General features: G+C 59.1%; 16 protein-coding genes. 8 read left to right on the top strand and 8 right to left on the bottom strand.

What is annotated here, in order from left to right:
- The first annotated feature begins 144 nt into the window (after window positions 1–144).
- Entirely contained in the window at window positions 145–1,647 is a 1,503-nt protein-coding gene (locus HPY58_04690; protein ID NPV28950.1) for a DUF4070 domain-containing protein, read from the top strand.
- 18 nt (window positions 1,648–1,665) lie between these two features.
- Here HPY58_04690 and HPY58_04695 read toward each other — a convergent pair whose 3' ends face one another.
- Window positions 1,666–2,988, bottom strand: coding sequence for an MATE family efflux transporter (locus HPY58_04695; protein NPV28951.1), 1,323 nt, complete (start codon window positions 2,986–2,988; stop codon window positions 1,666–1,668).
- Between the two features lie 292 nt (window positions 2,989–3,280).
- Between HPY58_04695 and HPY58_04700 the strand changes: the two genes are divergently transcribed.
- Window positions 3,281–3,826, top strand: coding sequence for a hypothetical protein (locus HPY58_04700; protein ID NPV28952.1), 546 nt, complete (start codon window positions 3,281–3,283; stop codon window positions 3,824–3,826).
- Here HPY58_04700 and HPY58_04705 read toward each other — a convergent pair.
- The 3 genes from HPY58_04705 to HPY58_04715 all read right to left on the bottom strand — a co-directional run bounded on the left by HPY58_04705 (window position 3,823) and on the right by HPY58_04715 (window position 6,481).
- Complete coding sequence (locus HPY58_04705; protein NPV28953.1) at window positions 3,823–4,602, bottom strand: polysaccharide deacetylase family protein; 780 nt, start codon at window positions 4,600–4,602, stop codon at window positions 3,823–3,825. The genes HPY58_04700 and HPY58_04705 overlap by 4 nt on opposite strands.
- A gap of 88 nt (window positions 4,603–4,690) precedes the next feature.
- Window positions 4,691–5,722 (bottom strand): alcohol dehydrogenase catalytic domain-containing protein, encoded by a 1,032-nt coding sequence (locus HPY58_04710; protein ID NPV28954.1) that lies wholly within the window; start codon window positions 5,720–5,722, stop codon window positions 4,691–4,693.
- A 51-nt stretch (window positions 5,723–5,773) separates the two neighbouring features.
- Window positions 5,774–6,481, bottom strand: coding sequence for a phosphoribosylanthranilate isomerase (locus HPY58_04715; protein NPV28955.1), 708 nt, complete (start codon window positions 6,479–6,481; stop codon window positions 5,774–5,776).
- Window positions 6,482–6,700: 219 nt separating this feature from the next.
- Here HPY58_04715 and HPY58_04720 point away from each other — a divergent pair, with 219 nt between their 5' ends.
- The 4 genes from HPY58_04720 to HPY58_04735 all read left to right on the top strand — a co-directional run bounded on the left by HPY58_04720 (window position 6,701) and on the right by HPY58_04735 (window position 10,287).
- Window positions 6,701–7,237, top strand: coding sequence for a hypothetical protein (locus HPY58_04720; GenBank protein ID NPV28956.1), 537 nt, complete (start codon window positions 6,701–6,703; stop codon window positions 7,235–7,237).
- Window positions 7,238–7,435: 198 nt separating this feature from the next.
- Complete coding sequence (gene groES, locus HPY58_04725; GenBank protein ID NPV28957.1) at window positions 7,436–7,720, top strand: co-chaperone GroES; 285 nt, start codon at window positions 7,436–7,438, stop codon at window positions 7,718–7,720.
- A gap of 46 nt (window positions 7,721–7,766) precedes the next feature.
- Entirely contained in the window at window positions 7,767–9,386 is a 1,620-nt protein-coding gene (gene groL, locus HPY58_04730) for a chaperonin GroEL (protein ID NPV28958.1), read from the top strand.
- 295 nt (window positions 9,387–9,681) lie between these two features.
- Window positions 9,682–10,287, top strand: a complete 606-nt coding sequence (locus HPY58_04735; protein NPV28959.1) for a biotin transporter BioY — start codon at window positions 9,682–9,684, stop codon at window positions 10,285–10,287.
- A gap of 53 nt (window positions 10,288–10,340) precedes the next feature.
- On the opposite strand, the gene HPY58_04740 is transcribed toward HPY58_04735, so the two are convergent.
- On the bottom strand, window positions 10,341–10,526 hold the full coding sequence (locus HPY58_04740; protein ID NPV28960.1) for a hypothetical protein: 186 nt from the start codon (window positions 10,524–10,526) through the stop codon (window positions 10,341–10,343).
- Between the two features lie 161 nt (window positions 10,527–10,687).
- Between HPY58_04740 and HPY58_04745 the strand changes: the two genes are divergently transcribed.
- Window positions 10,688–13,474, top strand: a complete 2,787-nt coding sequence (locus HPY58_04745) for a cation-translocating P-type ATPase (GenBank protein NPV28961.1) — start codon at window positions 10,688–10,690, stop codon at window positions 13,472–13,474.
- A gap of 6 nt (window positions 13,475–13,480) precedes the next feature.
- Here the strand turns inward: HPY58_04745 and HPY58_04750 are convergent, their stop codons facing one another.
- Window positions 13,481–14,482 (bottom strand): DUF3048 domain-containing protein, encoded by a 1,002-nt coding sequence (locus HPY58_04750; GenBank protein NPV28962.1) that lies wholly within the window; start codon window positions 14,480–14,482, stop codon window positions 13,481–13,483.
- A gap of 193 nt (window positions 14,483–14,675) precedes the next feature.
- Between HPY58_04750 and HPY58_04755 the strand changes: the two genes are divergently transcribed.
- Entirely contained in the window at window positions 14,676–14,891 is a 216-nt protein-coding gene (locus HPY58_04755; protein ID NPV28963.1) for an alpha/beta-type small acid-soluble spore protein, read from the top strand.
- A gap of 119 nt (window positions 14,892–15,010) precedes the next feature.
- On the opposite strand, the gene HPY58_04760 is transcribed toward HPY58_04755, so the two are convergent.
- Window positions 15,011–15,373 (bottom strand): type II toxin-antitoxin system HicB family antitoxin, encoded by a 363-nt coding sequence (locus HPY58_04760; protein ID NPV28964.1) that lies wholly within the window; start codon window positions 15,371–15,373, stop codon window positions 15,011–15,013.
- A gap of 3 nt (window positions 15,374–15,376) precedes the next feature.
- Window positions 15,377–15,628, bottom strand: coding sequence for a type II toxin-antitoxin system HicA family toxin (locus tag HPY58_04765; GenBank protein NPV28965.1), 252 nt, complete (start codon window positions 15,626–15,628; stop codon window positions 15,377–15,379).
- Between the last annotated feature and the right edge of the window lie 85 nt (window positions 15,629–15,713).

A 15,713-nucleotide genomic window follows, 5' to 3' on the forward strand; every position in this document is an offset into this window, starting at 1 on the left:
CCCGCTCCTTTTATGTTTAGTTTTCCAATCAAATTCAGATTAAGGAAGGACACCCCGGGAAAAGATAAAAATAAATTTTGATTGGACAGCAACCGGCAAGAGATGGTAAAATTGGGTAAACAACATGAAAGGAGAGTGCGGGCCGTGCGTGTCTTGCTGGTTTACCCCAGGTACCCGGAGAGCTTCTGGAGCTTCAAGTACGCCCTCAAGTTCATCAGCAAAAAGGCCGCCTATCCCCCGCTGGGGCTCTTAACCGTTGCCGCGATGCTCCCCCCCGGCTGGGAAAAAAGGCTGATCGACCTGAACGTGAAAAGGCTCACCGACGAGGACCTGATATGGGCCGACTGCGTCTTCATCAGCGCGATGGCGATCCAGAGAAGCTCCGTCAATGAAATCCTGGCGCGCTGCAAATCCCTGGGAGTCAAGACCGTGGCGGGAGGGCCCCTCTTCACCACCGAACCTGAAGCCTTTGAAGAGGCCGACCACCTGGTCCTGAACGAAGCCGAAGCCACGCTCCCCGCGTTTCTGGAGGATCTGGAAAAAGGGTGCGCCCGGCACATTTACACAAGCAGCGAAAGGCCCGACCTGTCCAGGACGCCAGCGCCGGCGTGGGAGCTCATCGACTTCCGGGACTACGCTTCCATGAGCATCCAGTTTTCAAGGGGCTGCCCTTACGACTGCGAGTTCTGCAACATCACCTCACTGTACGGGCGCAGGCCCCGTTTAAAGAGCAGGGAGCAGCTGCTGCGGGAGCTGGACTCCCTTTACGGGCACGGCTGGCGGGGGAGCGTCTTCGTCGTCGACGACAACTTCATCGGCAACAAGGCCAGACTGAAGAAAGAGGTCCTCCCGGCCCTGATCGAGTGGATGGAAAGGCGCAGGCACCCGTTTTCTTTCATCACGGAGACCTCGATCAACCTGGCGGATGACGAAGAGCTGATGGATCTGATGAGGAGGGCAGGATTCACCCACGTCTTCATCGGGATCGAGACGCCAAGCGAGGAGAGCCTGAGGGAATGCAACAAGTTCCACAACATGAACCGGAACCTCCTCGCCTCGGTAAAAAAGATCCAGAACCACGGCTTCCAGGTAAGCGCAGGGTTCATCGTGGGCTTCGACAGCGACACCCCCTCCATCTTCGAGAGGCAAATCAGCTTCATCCAGAAGAGCGGAATCGTCACCGCCATGGTCGGCCTGCTCAACGCCCCCAGGGGAACGCGATTATTTGAACGCCTGAAAAGAGAAAAGCGGCTGCTGCCCAACTTCTCGGGCAACAACACCGACTTTTCCCTCAACTTCATTCCTAAAATGAATCCCCAGATGCTGCTGGAGGGCTACAGGAAGATCGTCACGACCATCTACTCCCCGGGGCCTTACTACGAGCGGATCTGGGAGTTTTTCAAAGAATTCAAGCCCGCAAGAAGGGCGAGAATCACCCAGCTTCGGCTCTGCTACCTGGCGGCCCTCTTCAAGGCGATGTTCTACCTGGGAATCCTCGATAAGGGAAGAAGGCATTACTGGAAGCTTCTTCTGAAGACCCTTGTGCGGCGCCCGCGCTTCCTTCCGGATGCCATTACCTTTGCAATTTACGGCTTCCACTTCCGAAAAATTTTCAACACCCAACCTGCCGCTCAAGCAGGCAAATAAGCCCGGGTTTTCGCGCGGCTACAGGCGGATCCGCTGCCAGCGCCCCCGCTGAAACTGGGCAGTGATCAGCAGGGCGCGAACCAGCCAGTCGAAAGCGGTAATCAGCCAGATGACGGGAAGCCCAAAGGAAAAAACGTAAATCGAGAGGTAGAAAAGGGGAAGGCGCAGGAGCCAGGTGCTCAGGACCGTAATCAACATCGGGGTGCGGGTATCCCCCGCCCCCCGCAGGGCGCCGGCCAGAACCATCTCCAGAGCAATGGTCGGCTGCTCGAAGGCGGCAATCCGGAGGCACAGGGAGCCCAGGGCAACCACACTCGGGTCCCGGGCAAAAACCCGGATCACATACTCCGGAAGAAAAAGAAATGTAAGGGAAATTCCGCACATCACAAGAAGGGCGATTTTCGCGGCCTCCCAGCCATGGCGGTGCGCCTGGGCGTACTTTCGCGCCCCCAGGCTCTGCCCCACCAGCGTGGTGGCGGCCACCGCGAAGCCGTAGCCGGGCATGTAGGACAGGGATTCTGCCGTCAGCGCCACCTGGTGCGCGGCAAAGGCCAGAGTGCCCAGGCCGGCCAGCATGAGGCTCCCGACAATTCTGCCCAGGCTGAGAAGCGCTTCTTCGAAACCTGCAGGAACGCTCAGCTTGAAAATCCTGGAGATCAACACCCTATCGATGCTGATGAAATCGGTAAAGCGGACCCTGAGAGGGGTCAGCCCCGAGGCCAGCAGGTACAAAACCAGGATGCACCCCACGGTTTGGGCAAAGGCCGTGGCAAGGGCCGCGCCCCGGACGCCCAGAGCAGGGAAACCGAATTTCCCGAAGATCAAAACGTAGTCTGCCCCAACGTGAAGGAGATTGGTGAACCCTGCAACCAGCAGGGGGATTTTGGTGAGCCCGGCGCCCCGAAAGATTCCGTTGCCGACGAAAAGCAAAAGGGCAAAAGCAGCAGGGGTCCCGGCGATCTGGAGGTAGCCGGCCGCAAGCCGCCGGACCTGGAATTCAAAGCGAAACAGGTTCAAGATCTGCGGGGCAAAAAAGAGCGCGACGAGCCCGAACCCTGCTCCGATCAAAAGGGCAAGGAAGAGGGCCTGCCCCGCGACCCGGCTCGCCCGCTCCCGATCCCCGGCTCCGACGGCACGGGCGATCAGGGCGGTTGCTCCTGCCGCCAGGGCAGAAAAAACGAAAAGAGCCGAAAAATAAAGCTGCGCACCCAGACCGACGGCAGCCAGGGCCCGGGGGCCGAGACGGCCCACAAAGGCCACATCCACGATGTCCAGGAGCATGTAGAGCATCATTTCCAGCACAGCCGGCCAGGCCAGGGCAAAGATCTTTCTTCTGATCATGGACCCATCTCCTGGAGTTTATTATTTCTTGCCCCGCCCGGGTTCTTCCTCTTTCCGGCGCCTTCTTCCCATCTACATCACGGCCGCATCAGTTCCCTGCTTCCCGCCAGGCCAGGATTGCCCGCCCCGGAAGCTTGCATTGCCTCCAGATCACCCTTAAAATAAATTTTAGCCGGAGAGCGAGCCTGGACGCTCTGCAAGGAATCCGGATGACTGGATCATCGATCCTTTGCCGGTGCTGCTCGAAGCGGCGTGAATGCAGCTCAAAATTTAAGTTGAGGGAGTGAAAAGAATGTACTGGGAACAGAAGGGGCGGGTGAACACTGCAGCAACGGCGGAACTGGCCGTGAAGAGAGCGCAGGAACTCAAGATCCGCCACCTCGTGGTTGCCTCCAACAGCGGCTTTACTGTTGAGCACTTCCTGGACAAGGGCCTGGAGGTGGTCTGCGTCACCCACCACGTGGGGTTCACGGGGCCCGGGGAGGACGAGATGTCCGCCCAGGTGAGGCAGCGCCTGCAGGACAAAGGCGTGAAAATCCTGACCACCACCCACCTCCTGGCGGGGGTCGACCGCGCCCTGCGCAATAAGTTCGGCGGCGTCTACCCGGCGGAAATCATCGCCCAGACGCTCCGGATGTTCGGACAGGGCGTGAAGGTCTGTGTGGAAATTGCCGGAATGGCCCTTGATGCCGGACTCATCCCCTACGGGGAAGAGGTGATCGCAGTTGGAGGCTCCGGGACCGGCGCCGACACTGCAGTGGTCATCGTCCCTGCCCATTCCAACAACTTCTTCGACACCAAGATCAAGGAGATCATCTGCAAGCCCCGGGAGTTTTAGGAGCGTTTCTTCTTCTGAATTCCGCTGTGCCTTTCGATGTAGTATTCTCCCTTGATGAGGAGTTCGGAGATGGGTACAATCCTGTAGCCCTGCTCCTTGAGCTCTTTGAGGATGACCGGAAGCGCCTCGGGGGTGTACCGGGCGTTGTTGTGAAAGAGCACGATGGCGCCGGGGTGGGCAAGCTGCAGAACACGGTCGACCACCGCCTCGGCGCCGGCTTCCTGCCAGTCCAGGGAATCGACGCTCCACTGGATGACCTCATACCCCAGGCTGCGGGCGGTCCGGATCACATCGTTGCTGTATTCCCCGAACGGAGGGCGGAAAAGCCGCGTCCGCTTCCCGGTCAACCTGTAGATCATCTCTTCGTTCTCCAGCAGCTCCTTTTTCAGCTCCTCCTGAGACAGGGAGGCGCAGTGGGGATGGGTTGTGCTGTGGTTCCCCAGCTCGTGCCCTGCGGCAGCGATTTTCTTCACCACTTCCGGGTATTTTTTCACCCAGATTCCGGTCAGAAAAAAGGTCGTTTTCAGGTCGTGTTCTTTCAAAATCTCCAGCAAGCGAGGGGTGTAATCGGCCCCCCAGGCCGCATCAAAGGAAATGGCGAGCTTTTTTTCTTTCGTATCAACCGCGTAAATGGGAACCTCCCGGTCGAGCCCTGCCAGAACGCCGGCGACCCGCCCCGCCAGCCCGGTGCAACAAAAGATCCCGGCCAGGAAAACCATCCCGGCAACGGCTCCCCAACGCAGCAGGACATGCCTCCTTAAAAAAATTAAGCGCACGGGACCACCTCCCCTGCTTTCTTCTAGAAGTATTTTATTCCGGCGGAGGCGGCATCATGCGCTTTTTTCTTTTTCGCAGCCGAAACTTTTACGGCAGAACAAAGACTCCTTTCAGCATATCCTGCTGCTTGGCCCGGGAAATGGCATCCTGCACCTGGTCCAGGTGAAACCGGTCCGAAATCAGGTCATCCACAACAATCCTTCCCTCCCCAAGCAGCTTTAGGGCGGCCTCGAAATCGGCCGGGGTGGAGGCGAAATTCCCCGTAATCACGATCTCTTCGTTGCGGATACGGGCAGGGTCGAGCTGGATGAAACCCGCCGCGGGCCCCCCGAAAATGTTCAGGATCCCGCCTTTCCGCACCATCGGCAGGGATGCTTCGATCACCTCGGGGATGCCCAGAGCAATGATCACAACCTCCGCCCCGTCGCCCCGCGTTATTTTCTTGACTTCTTTCACGGGATCAACCCGCCCGGCGTCAATCACCTCGTCGGCGCCCATCTGGGCGGCGTAATTCAAGCGTCTGGCCAGCTTGTCGATCATGATCACCTGCGCCCCTTTTTCCTTGTTCACCTTGAGGTGAAGGAGCCCCATCGGGCCCGATCCCACGACCACCACGCGGGCTCCGGGAGCCACCCGGTTGGTGCGGGCGGCTGCCACGCAGCAGGACAGGGGTTCGGTAAGCGCGGCGGCCTCAAAGCTTAAATGCTCAGGGATCGGAAGAATCCCCCCGTGCGCCACGATCTGGCGCGGGATCAGCACATACTCTGCAAACCCCCCGGTGATCCCGTCGGCCAGCCCAAACCTCTGGCTGCACAGATTCTGCCGGCCCTGCAGGCAGTAGTCGCACCTCCCGCAAAACGCATAAGGGAAAACCACAACCCTCTGGCCGCTCTCGAAGCCGGCCGCATGTTTCCCCACGGCCGCAATCTCACCGGCAACTTCATGCCCCAGAATCTGCGGAAGCCTGCGGGGCGCCCCCTGGCCCAGGAGGCTCTTGATGTCGTCGGCCGAAATCCCTGCAGCCCGGACGCGGAGCACCACCTCGCCGGGCCCCGGGCAGGGATCGGGAACCTCCTCAAGCCTGATGTCGTTTTTTCCGTACATTACTGCGGCCTTCACGATTAGCCCTCCTCTTTTTCTGTTCTCATCTTTGAATGCCTTGCGCCGGGATTACAGGTTTTCCTGCCTTTTATAATTTCTCACCCGCTGCACGAGATCCCGGATCTTTGAAGGGTCCTTCTTCCCGGGGAAGGTTTCGACCCCGCTGGAAAGATCCACCCCGGCAGGGTTTACAAGATCCAGGGCCGCCTGGACGTTCTCCGGATTGATCCCCCCGGCCAGAAAAACGGGGCCGGGCGCTTCTGCAACAAGAAGACGCGCCAGTTCCCAGTCGTGCTGCAAACCCGTCCCCCCGCGTTGCAAAACATCCCCCCGCCTGACCGCCGTATCCAGGACCGCAGCCTGGGCCCCGGCCCGAAAGCAGCAGGCCATCATTTTTGCGAGCGCGGCAGAAGAAAGGTTTGCCCCGGAACTTCCGGCAGGAGGGAGGTGAAAGGACTGCCAGATCGCGAGAGAAGGGAAAGCATCCCGAAGCCTTCGGATCAGGTCGGGGTGGGGCTCCGCCAGCAGCTGCAGGCCGTAAGGGGAAATCTCCGTCCCGATCCGGGACAGGGATGCAAAATCGCTCCGGTCGGTTAAGATCAACACGGGAAGGGGAGAATTCCGCACCAGGGCGCGGGCCTCTTCAAAACCGAGGCGCCGGGGTGAAGAAGAAACCTCCAAAATCACCCCCGCCCAGTCGACGCCCGCTTCTCCAACAGCCTCCAAATCCGCCCGGTTTGTAATGCCGCAGATCTTGATTTGATAAGTTTTCCCCACGGATCCTCCGACCTTCTCTCCCGTAAATAGTCTAGATTATTTTATCATACGTCCCGCTTCTCCGGAACCCCCGACGACCCCGGTTCGTCCGCGCCGGTTTCTCTCAACCCGAGCGTTCTTATCTTGCCGGTTTATGCTAAAATTATCTACAAAGCTTTCTTTTCCGGACCCGAGAAAGAAAAAGGCAGTTTTGTAAATCCTAGAAAAGGAGAGGAATTCATGTTTGGAACCTGCTACTGCCAGAAACTGGAACCGGAAGACTGGCATGAAAGGGAGCACCGCTGGGAAGAGCCCAGGTTCTTTTACCACGTTCCCACGCGCATGGCCCTGCACAACCCCCTTGCCTACAACGAAGACATTTCCCGGGCAATGACCGAGGCCAAGGGAAAAGGCTACATCGTTGCACCAGATGCCCTGATTCTCCTCAAGAGCGGCCTGTTCCGGGGGGAAATTTTTCTCGAGGTCCGGCTCCCCCAGGGGATACAGGACCGGCACCGGACCGGCCCCCCGCCCGCCTCCTGCCGCCGCCTCCGGGGGCGCTTTTACACAATCGTTTCCGGCGCGCCCCTCTCCCAAATGGGTGCTGTCATCGAAAAACTCCTCGCAGATTTGAAGAAAAAGGGAGAAAGGGTGGAGGACCTCTACCTCTGCCTGGGTTCCTGCCCGCTCTGCAGCAGGGAAAAAGGGAATCTCACGGCAATCATTGCCCAACTGGCAGGAAGAACAGAGGTTAAAAATCCGGCGAAAGGGACATAATCACTGCTGGAAAACCCGGAAACATTTCCCGGGCCTGGGGCTGCTAACGTTGTTAACGTGCTCTCAAAAAAGTGTTGACAAGGAACACCTTAATCTGTATATTTATCATAGATTTATTAGCACTCAACTTCAGAGAGTGCTAACAGCTGCACAGAAACCTTTCAGCAAAACAAACCATTTTCCTAAGGAGGGTTGCTAATGCTGAGGCCACTTGGTGACCACGTGGTGGTGAAGCCTCTCTCAAGGGAGGAAAAAACAGAAGGAGGGATCATCCTGCCCGACACCGCGAAGGAAAAGCCCCAGGAGGGAGAAGTGATCGCCGTGGGGCCGGGTCGTCTCCTTGAAAACGGAACCCGTGTTCAGCCCGAAGTGAAGGTGGGCGACAGGGTAGTTTACGCAAAATACGGAGGCACCGAGGTCAAAATCGAAGGTGTCGAGTATCTCATCATGCGGGAAAGCGACATTTTGGCCGTTAAAGAATAAAATTTCGAACTGCCGCTGAATTTCAAATCGAGGAGGTAATCAACTGATGGCTGCCAAGCAGATCATTTTCAACGTCGACGCAAGGCGCAAGCTCGAAAGAGGCGTCAACATTGTGGCGGAGGCTGTAAAAGCAACGCTGGGGCCTAAAGGCCGGAACGTTGTGCTGGAGAAGAAATTCGGCTCTCCAACTATCACCAAAGACGGAGTAACCGTTGCCAAGGAAATTGAACTGGAAGACCCCTATGAAAACATGGGGGCCCAGCTCTGCAAGGAGGTCGCCTCCAAGACCAATGACGTTGCCGGGGACGGGACGACAACGGCAACCGTGCTCGCCCAGGCAATCGTGACCGAGGGCCTGAAAAACGTCACCGCCGGCGCAAACCCCATCTTCCTGAAGCGCGGGATTGACAGGGCCGTCGAAAAGGCGGTCGAAGAAATGAAGAAGTACAGCATCCCGGTAGAGACCAAGGAGTCAATCTCCCACGTCGCCGCCATTGCCGGAAACGACAAAGAAATCGGAAACCTGATCGCCGAAGCGATGGACAAAGTGGGCAAAGACGGGGTCATCACCGTTGAAGAATCAAAAGGAATCGAGACCACAGTTGAAGTCGTGGAAGGGATGGAATTCGACCGCGGCTACATCTCCCCCTACTTCATCACCAACCCCGAAGCCATGGAAGTAGAACTTGAAGAGCCCTACATCCTGATCCACGAGAAGAAGATCTCCGCCATCGCGGACTTCCTCCCCCTCCTGGAGAAGGTCGTCCGGACCGGCAAGCCGCTCCTGGTGATTGCCGAAGACGTGGAGGGCGAAGCGCTCGCCACCCTGGTGGTCAACAAGCTGCGGGGGATTTTAACCTGCGCGGCCGTGAAGGCGCCAGCCTTCGGAGACCGCCGCAAGGCCATGCTGGAGGACATTGCGATCTTAACAGGCGGCACCTTCATTTCCGAAGACATGGGTTACAAACTTGAAAACGTTGACATCTCCATGCTCGGCCGGGCGAAGAAGGTCAAGATCGGCAAGGAGAAGACCACCATCGTTGAAGGCTATGGCTCTTCCGACGCCGTGAAGGCGCGCGTCAACCAGATCAAGACCCAGATCGAGGAAACAACCTCCGACTACGACAGAGAAAAGCTCCAGGAGCGCCTCGCGAAGCTGGCCGGCGGCGTCGCCGTAATCAAGGTGGGAGCCGCCACCGAAACCGAACTTAAGGAGAAGAAGCACCGGATCGAGGATGCCCTCTCTGCAACCCGCGCTGCGGTTGAGGAAGGGATCATCCCCGGCGGAGGCACAACTCTCGTTAACATCATCCCCGCTTTAGACGAAATTAAGGCTGAGGGCGACGAGCTGGTCGGGGTCAAGATCGTGCGCCGCGCCCTGGAAGAACCGCTCCGGCAGATCGCCGAAAACGCCGGCTTCGAAGGCTCGGTCGTCATCGAGCGCGTCAAGAACGAAAAGCCGGGAATCGGCTTCGACGCCATGGCCGAAGACTACGTGGATATGGTGAAGGCGGGCATCGTCGACCCGTTAAAGGTCACCCGGAGCGCGCTCCAGAACGCGGCCAGCATCGCCTCCATGCTCCTGACCACCGAGGCGCTGGTCACAGAAATTCCCCAGAAGAAGGAAAAGACCCCACCCTACCCCAGCCCGGACATGGAGTACTAAAACCAGAGCGCTAAACCAGCAGGCAGCGCAAGACTGCCGCAAGGCCCCCCGGCTCCCACCGGGGGGCTCTAATTTTTTCCTGTCACCCACCATGCATCCTTAGTATCCTTTTATCTGAGTTGTCCCCAGTTTCCGGGGCACCAAACTTAGCTCAGATCCTTTTGTTTGTTGCTCGTGAGAATAAAGTAAAATATAACTGGGCCCGCAGCAAAACGTCAACTCCTGACTGTCTGCCTGGTTGACTTTTTGGGGCCGCCAGGGTAAAATGAAAGAAAATTTCTGGGAGGGATTGTCTTTGGCGGTAAGCACCTGGGAAAAACTGGAGAATTTGCGGTGGGAGGTATTCCACCGGCGGAAAACAACGGCCCTTCCGGTGAAGCTGGCGCTGAGCCTGCTCGGTGCTGCGGTCATCGGCCTGGCGGCCCAGATCAAGATCCCCCTTCCCTGGACTCCTGTTCCCATCACCGGGCAGACCTTTGCCGTGCTTTTAACGGGCGTCCTGCTGGGCGCCGACGGGGGCTTTCTGAGTTCGGCGCTCTACCTCCTGCTTGGCGGGGCGGGAGTGCCCTGGTTCGCCGGAGCAAGCGGCGGGCTGGCGGCGCTGGCAGGGCCGACCGGCGGCTACCTTGCCGGCTTCATCGTGGCTGCATGCTTCACGGGTTTCATGTGCGACCGTTACTCCTTTGCGCGCCGGCTTCCGGGCCTGATTCTGGTGATGCTGGCCGCCAACTTCATCCTCATCCACGGCCCGGGGCTGCTCTGGCTGGGCCACGCGACCGGAACGCACTCGTTCAGGGAACTCCTCATGCTCGGCACGCTTCCCTTCATTTCCGGAGACCTCGTCAAGATCGCGGCAGCCGCAGCACTGGCCCGCAGCATCCTCCCCCGGCGCGGGTTTTAACGTAAGGCAGCCGTCCAGCAGCCCCTTGACAGGGAAAGATTTACCGGATAAGATCAATTAAAACTTGCCGAGGGAAAGGGGAGTAGCCCGCAGGGCAGCAGCCCTGTGAGCCCGGGCGTCAGGACGCGCAAAAGACCACGCGCCGCCCTGGCTCCAAGCAGGCGCTTGGGTGCAAGACCTTTGTTCTGGTGGTGAATGTTTGCCGTACCGGGACAGAGGTCTTTTTCGTTTTCCGGCACCTTCTTCGCTGCAGCCTAAACCTGATGCCGGAGTAATTCTTTCCGGGAAGGAAATCTTATTTTAAGGAGGCAGAGAAATTGGCACCAGCAAGGGCAGCCGGCCGGAGGTCCGGGAAGGATAATCTGATTTGCCCGTCCCACGGGGAGTGTACGGAGGGATGCTGCTTATGTACTGGCACAGCCTAGAACCTGAAGAAATCGCGGCAAAGCTGGAGACTAACCTGGAACGGGGACTTACCCCGGAACAGGCGCGGGAAAGGCTCGCCACAACCGGCTACAACGAACTGGCGAAGACGAAGAAGAGGCCCCCCTGGCAGATGTTTTTCGACCAGTTCCGGGAGCTCCTCGTCCTCCTGCTGGTGGCGGCCGCCGTTGTCTCTGCCGCGGTAGGCGAAGTCCTCGATGCAGGGGTGATCCTTGCAATTGTGATCCTGAACGCCTGCATCGGATTCATCCAGGAGTACCGGGCAGAGCAGTCCCTGGAGGCCTTAAAGAAACTGGCCGCCCCCAGGGCGCGGGTGATCCGGGCGGGTGAAAAGCAGGAAGTAGCCACCCGGGAAGTCGTGCCCGGGGACCTGATCCTGATCGAAGCAGGAGACTTCATCCCTGCCGACGCGCGCCTCATCTCCAGCACGAACCTGAAGGTGGACGAATCGGCGCTCACCGGCGAATCGGAACCGGTGGAAAAACAGGCCCTGCTCCTGCCCGATGAGGAAATCGGGATCGGAGACCGCACCAACCTGGTCTTCATGGGAACAACCGCAACCTACGGAAACGGCACCGCCGTCGTGGTTGCAACCGGCATGAGGACAGAAATCGGAAAGATTGCCGGGATGCTGGAAGAAATGCCCCGGGAGCAGACGCCCCTCCAGCGCAAACTGGAAGAAATCAGCAAGTGGCTGGGAGGAATTGCGGTGCTCCTGTGCGGAGTGATCTTCGGAGCCGGCCTCCTGCGCCAGATCCCCCCTTTCGAGATGTTTCTCATTGCGGTGAGCCTTGCGGTCGCCGCAATCCCCGAGGGGCTCCCGGCGGTGGTCACCATGGTGCTCGCCCTGGGCGTCCAGCGGATGGCAAGGCGCAAGGCGATTATCAGAAAGCTCCCTGCAGTCGAAACCCTGGGCTCGGCAACCGTGATCTGCTCGGATAAAACCGGGACGCTCACGAAAAACGAGATGACCGTCAGGTACCTCTATGCCGGAGGGCGGCTGGTGAAGGTGAGCGGAGAGGGCTACATCCCGGAGGGAAAATTCTCCAGCGGAGAAAACGAGATCGATCCCCGCGGAGACCGGGACCTGAGACTCTTGCTGACTGCCGGAGCCCTCGCCAGCAACGCCGACCTGGTTCTGGAAGAGGAGGCACCGGAAAACCCTGCCGCCGGGAAAGGAGCCGAAGCCGATCTCGCTCCGCACCGGAAGTGGAGGGTGCTGGGCGACCCCACCGAGGGCGCCCTCGTGGTGGCAGCCCGGAAGGCGGGACTGACCAGAAGGGAACTGGAAGAGCTTTACCCCAGGCTCGGGGAAATCCCCTTCGACTCGGAACGGAAGCTGATGACCACGATCCACCCCGCAGACCGGGCCCGGGAACTCGTTAAAGAACCGTACCTGGCCTTCACCAAAGGCGCCTTCGACGTCATTCTCACCCGCAGCACCCACCATCTCCGGGAGGGGCGGATCCTCCCGCTGACGGAGGAAATCAAACGGGAGCTGAACTCCCAGAACGAGAGGCTTGCCGCCCAGGCCCTCAGGGTCCTGGGTGTGGCTTTCCGGCCGCTGGCAAACCTTCCGGAAACCCTCACCCCCGAGGAAGTCGAGCAGGGCCTGGTCTTCGTAGGGCTTGCGGCCATGATCGATCCCCCCCGCCCCGAGGCGAAAGAAGCGGTGGAGGTCTGCCGCCGCGCCGGGATCAAGCCGGTGATGATCACCGGCGACCACAAAATCACGGCCCTCGCCATTGCCCGGGAACTGGGAATTTACGAGGAGGGGGAACTCGTCCTGACCGGAACCGAACTGGACAGGCTTTCAGATGAGGAGTTCCAGGAGCGGGTAGGCCGGGTTTCCGTTTACGCCCGGGTTGCCCCGGAACACAAGGTCCGCATTGTGGAAGCCTTTAAAAAGAAGGATCAGGTGGTGGCCATGACCGGGGACGGGGTAAACGACGCCCCCGCCCTGCGCCGGGCAGATATCGGAGCAGCAATGGGAATCACGGGAACCGATGTGGCGAAAGAAGCCGCCGACATGGTGCTGGCCGATGACAACTTCGCAACCATTGTTGCGGCAGTAAAGGAGGGAAGGGTAATCTTTTCCAACATCCGGAAGACCGTACACTACCTTCTTTCCTGCAACAGCAGCGAGCTGATTGCCATTTTCGCGGCCATTGCGCTGGGGCTGCCAAGCCCCCTCTTTCCCCTCCAGATCCTCTGGATCAACCTGGTTACAGACGGGCTTCCTGCCCTCGCCCTGGGGATCGACCCCCCGGAGCCAGGAATTATGGACCGGCCGCCCCGCTCTCCTCGCGCCGGGATCTTCGCCGGGAAAATGGGGTATTACATTATGCGGCAGGGCCTTTTGATCGGCGCCCTTTCCCTTCTCGCCTTCTGGCTCGGCTACCAGGGGGAAGCGGAATTGCTCCCCCGGGGCAGAACCATGGCCTTCGGAACCCTCGCCCTCGCCCAGATCGTCCACTCCTTCAACGTGCGGTCGCTCCGCCTTTCCCTTTTCCGCATCGGGCCCTGGAGCAACAGGTTCCTGCTGGGTGCCGCCCTGATCTCCGGCGGACTCCAGCTCCTGGCAATGCTCCTTCCACCCCTGCAACAGATCTTTAAAACCATCCCCCTGGGAGCAGAAGCATGGCTGGCCGTAGCCGGGCTCTCCCTTGCCCCACTCCTTTTTGAGGAAGCGATCAAGCTCGGGCGGCAGCTGGCGCAGCCCCGCGAGGCTCACCAGCACTAGGAGGGCCTAATCCCCCTCCGGCCGGTTCCGCGTTACCGGCGCCCCGGGGCGGAGCACGTGAATCCAGGTGCTTCCCCGCACGAAGCGGATCTCCCGCCCCTCCCTGTCGTAAAACTTCGTCGGGGCCAAAGCCCCCGGCTTTTCCCAGGTTCCTTCGAGGTGCTTTCCGGCCAGGAAGAACTCCGCCTCCCCCCGGCCGATGAGGCCAACCTCAATGTGGCCCAGGGCGTCTCCCAGGTAAGTATGCGGGGCGTACTGGAGCACCACGTTGGCCGCGGCAAGCTGGCGCCCCGTAATCCGGTCGGTGTGGGGAACGCCGTTGATGAAGCGCAGGTACTCCTTCCGCTCCGGAGAAAACCGGTAGGTTACCCGGTAGCCCCGGCCGTAGCAAAAAGAAACTTCACGGTAATCGGGAGGGCCGGCCGGTGCCTCCTGAAAAACCCAATCCCTGTAAAGGCCTTTGGGCGCCTTCCCTGCAAGCGCCCTGGCCACATTCAAATAAGCGTTGTGCGGCGCCCGCCGCGTTCTGTCCCTCCAGAAGCCGGGGCTGTTTTTAAAGTCATCGAGGTCCTCGATCCCCCAGCTTCTGATGTTTGCCAGGGCATCGGCAGAGCCCCCGATGTGAGCAAAGTACGCGTCCCACTCCTGGACGAGGTGCAGGAAATAGGTCCGGGCGCTCCGGACAGGGCCGACGTTCTCCGGCGGGTCCCCGGCGTAGAGGGCGAGAAACCGGGTAATTCCCCCCTCGGCTTCGATCTCGTAAACGACCCCCGCCTCCCCCAGCCCGGTCTGGGGCCTGCTCGCAGCGAGGTTGTCCACCATTACTGCCAGCAGCGGCACGACCCGCTTCACCTGCCGCCCCGTGAGGGGATCGAGGATTCGGGGCTCCTCGCGGGCAGGAGGAGGAGCCTGCCCTGGCTCAGGTTTTCTGCATCCTGCAGCCCAAAAGAGGGCGAAAACAAGGAGAATCCCAAAAAGAAGGCAGGTCATCAGACGCTCTCTTTTCACTCGAATTGCTCCTTCCCTCGTTTTGCTTGCATTTTTATCTATCCGGCGCTCCCACCGGCCTGCGCGGACATCATCACGCCGGTGCCCTTCAAAGCAATTCTATCACCTGGAGGAACCGGCAGCAATTGCCTGGAGGAAATTCGCTCATATTTTTCCGGCCGGCGAGGAAAGCTAACAAGGGGGTGATGGCAAAATGCCGAAAGACAGGGAACGAGGGAAGGAAATGGATGCCCACGAGCGCCTGAAGTGGCAAACCGCCCGCGAGCTCGGCCTCGACGACGACCTCGCCAACGCCGGGGATGAGCTCACGGTGAGGGAGGCGGGGAAAATCGGAGGCAACATGGTAAGAAAGCTGATCAAAGCAGGAGAGAAGGCCCTCGCCGAAGAAAACAGCAAAGAACGGCAGTAAGAAAAAAGGGGGCGCGACCGCGGTGAAGGCGGTCCTTTTTTGTTTCTTTTTCAGAGACGTTCACGGGGCCGAACTGTTTTGGGTGACCGCAGCATGGTTTGAGGAGATAATCCTCGGATTCAGAAATTCAAGCCTGTTGCCCGCGCCAGCTGGTAGACGATGTACTGGTTCAGACTGACGTTTTCCTCTTTCGCTTTTTCCGATAATGCCCTGTGGAGAGATTTGGGCATCCGGATTCTCAACTGGCCGGAGTAGTTTTCCGCTGCAGGCTCCGGCACCTCCCGGCCCAGGTCGAGGCAGGTTTCAATCCAGACCTTCTTGGCATCTCCGAGATTTTTGACGGCTTCTTCGACAGTCTCGCCGTCGGACATACATCCGGGGAGGATAGGAATCTCTGCAACCCAGCCGCCGCCTTCTGCTTCGGAAAGCCGCCTGAGCCTGATCTCGTAGTCCAGGTTGAGGTAATAATTCAAATCCTTCATACTCTATTCGCTCCCCTCTTTCAATTTTTCGATAGCCGCAAGAGCCTGCTTAATGTATACGGCCTTGATCGGCCTGGCGTACGGAATGGTCAAGATGTCCGGCAGCTTCGGGTGATGATAACTGTAGTGGCTGGAGCCTTTGCGGGGCTGCCTGCGTTCAAAACCATAGCGCCTGAGCAGTCTGTCCAGTTCTTCAAACTTAACATCTTCTGGATTGTTCGCGATTTTAGCGTAAAGTTTTTCGAACCTGGTTATCTGCCATCACCGCCTGAATAATGGTATCATATGTGGAACCAGAAGTCAATTTCCACCGGCGGCACCGGGGGCCGTGAATTCCCGG

This window comes from Bacillota bacterium (assembly GCA_013177945.1).
In the GTDB taxonomy this organism is placed as follows: domain Bacteria; phylum Bacillota; class DSM-12270; order Thermacetogeniales; family Thermacetogeniaceae; genus Ch130.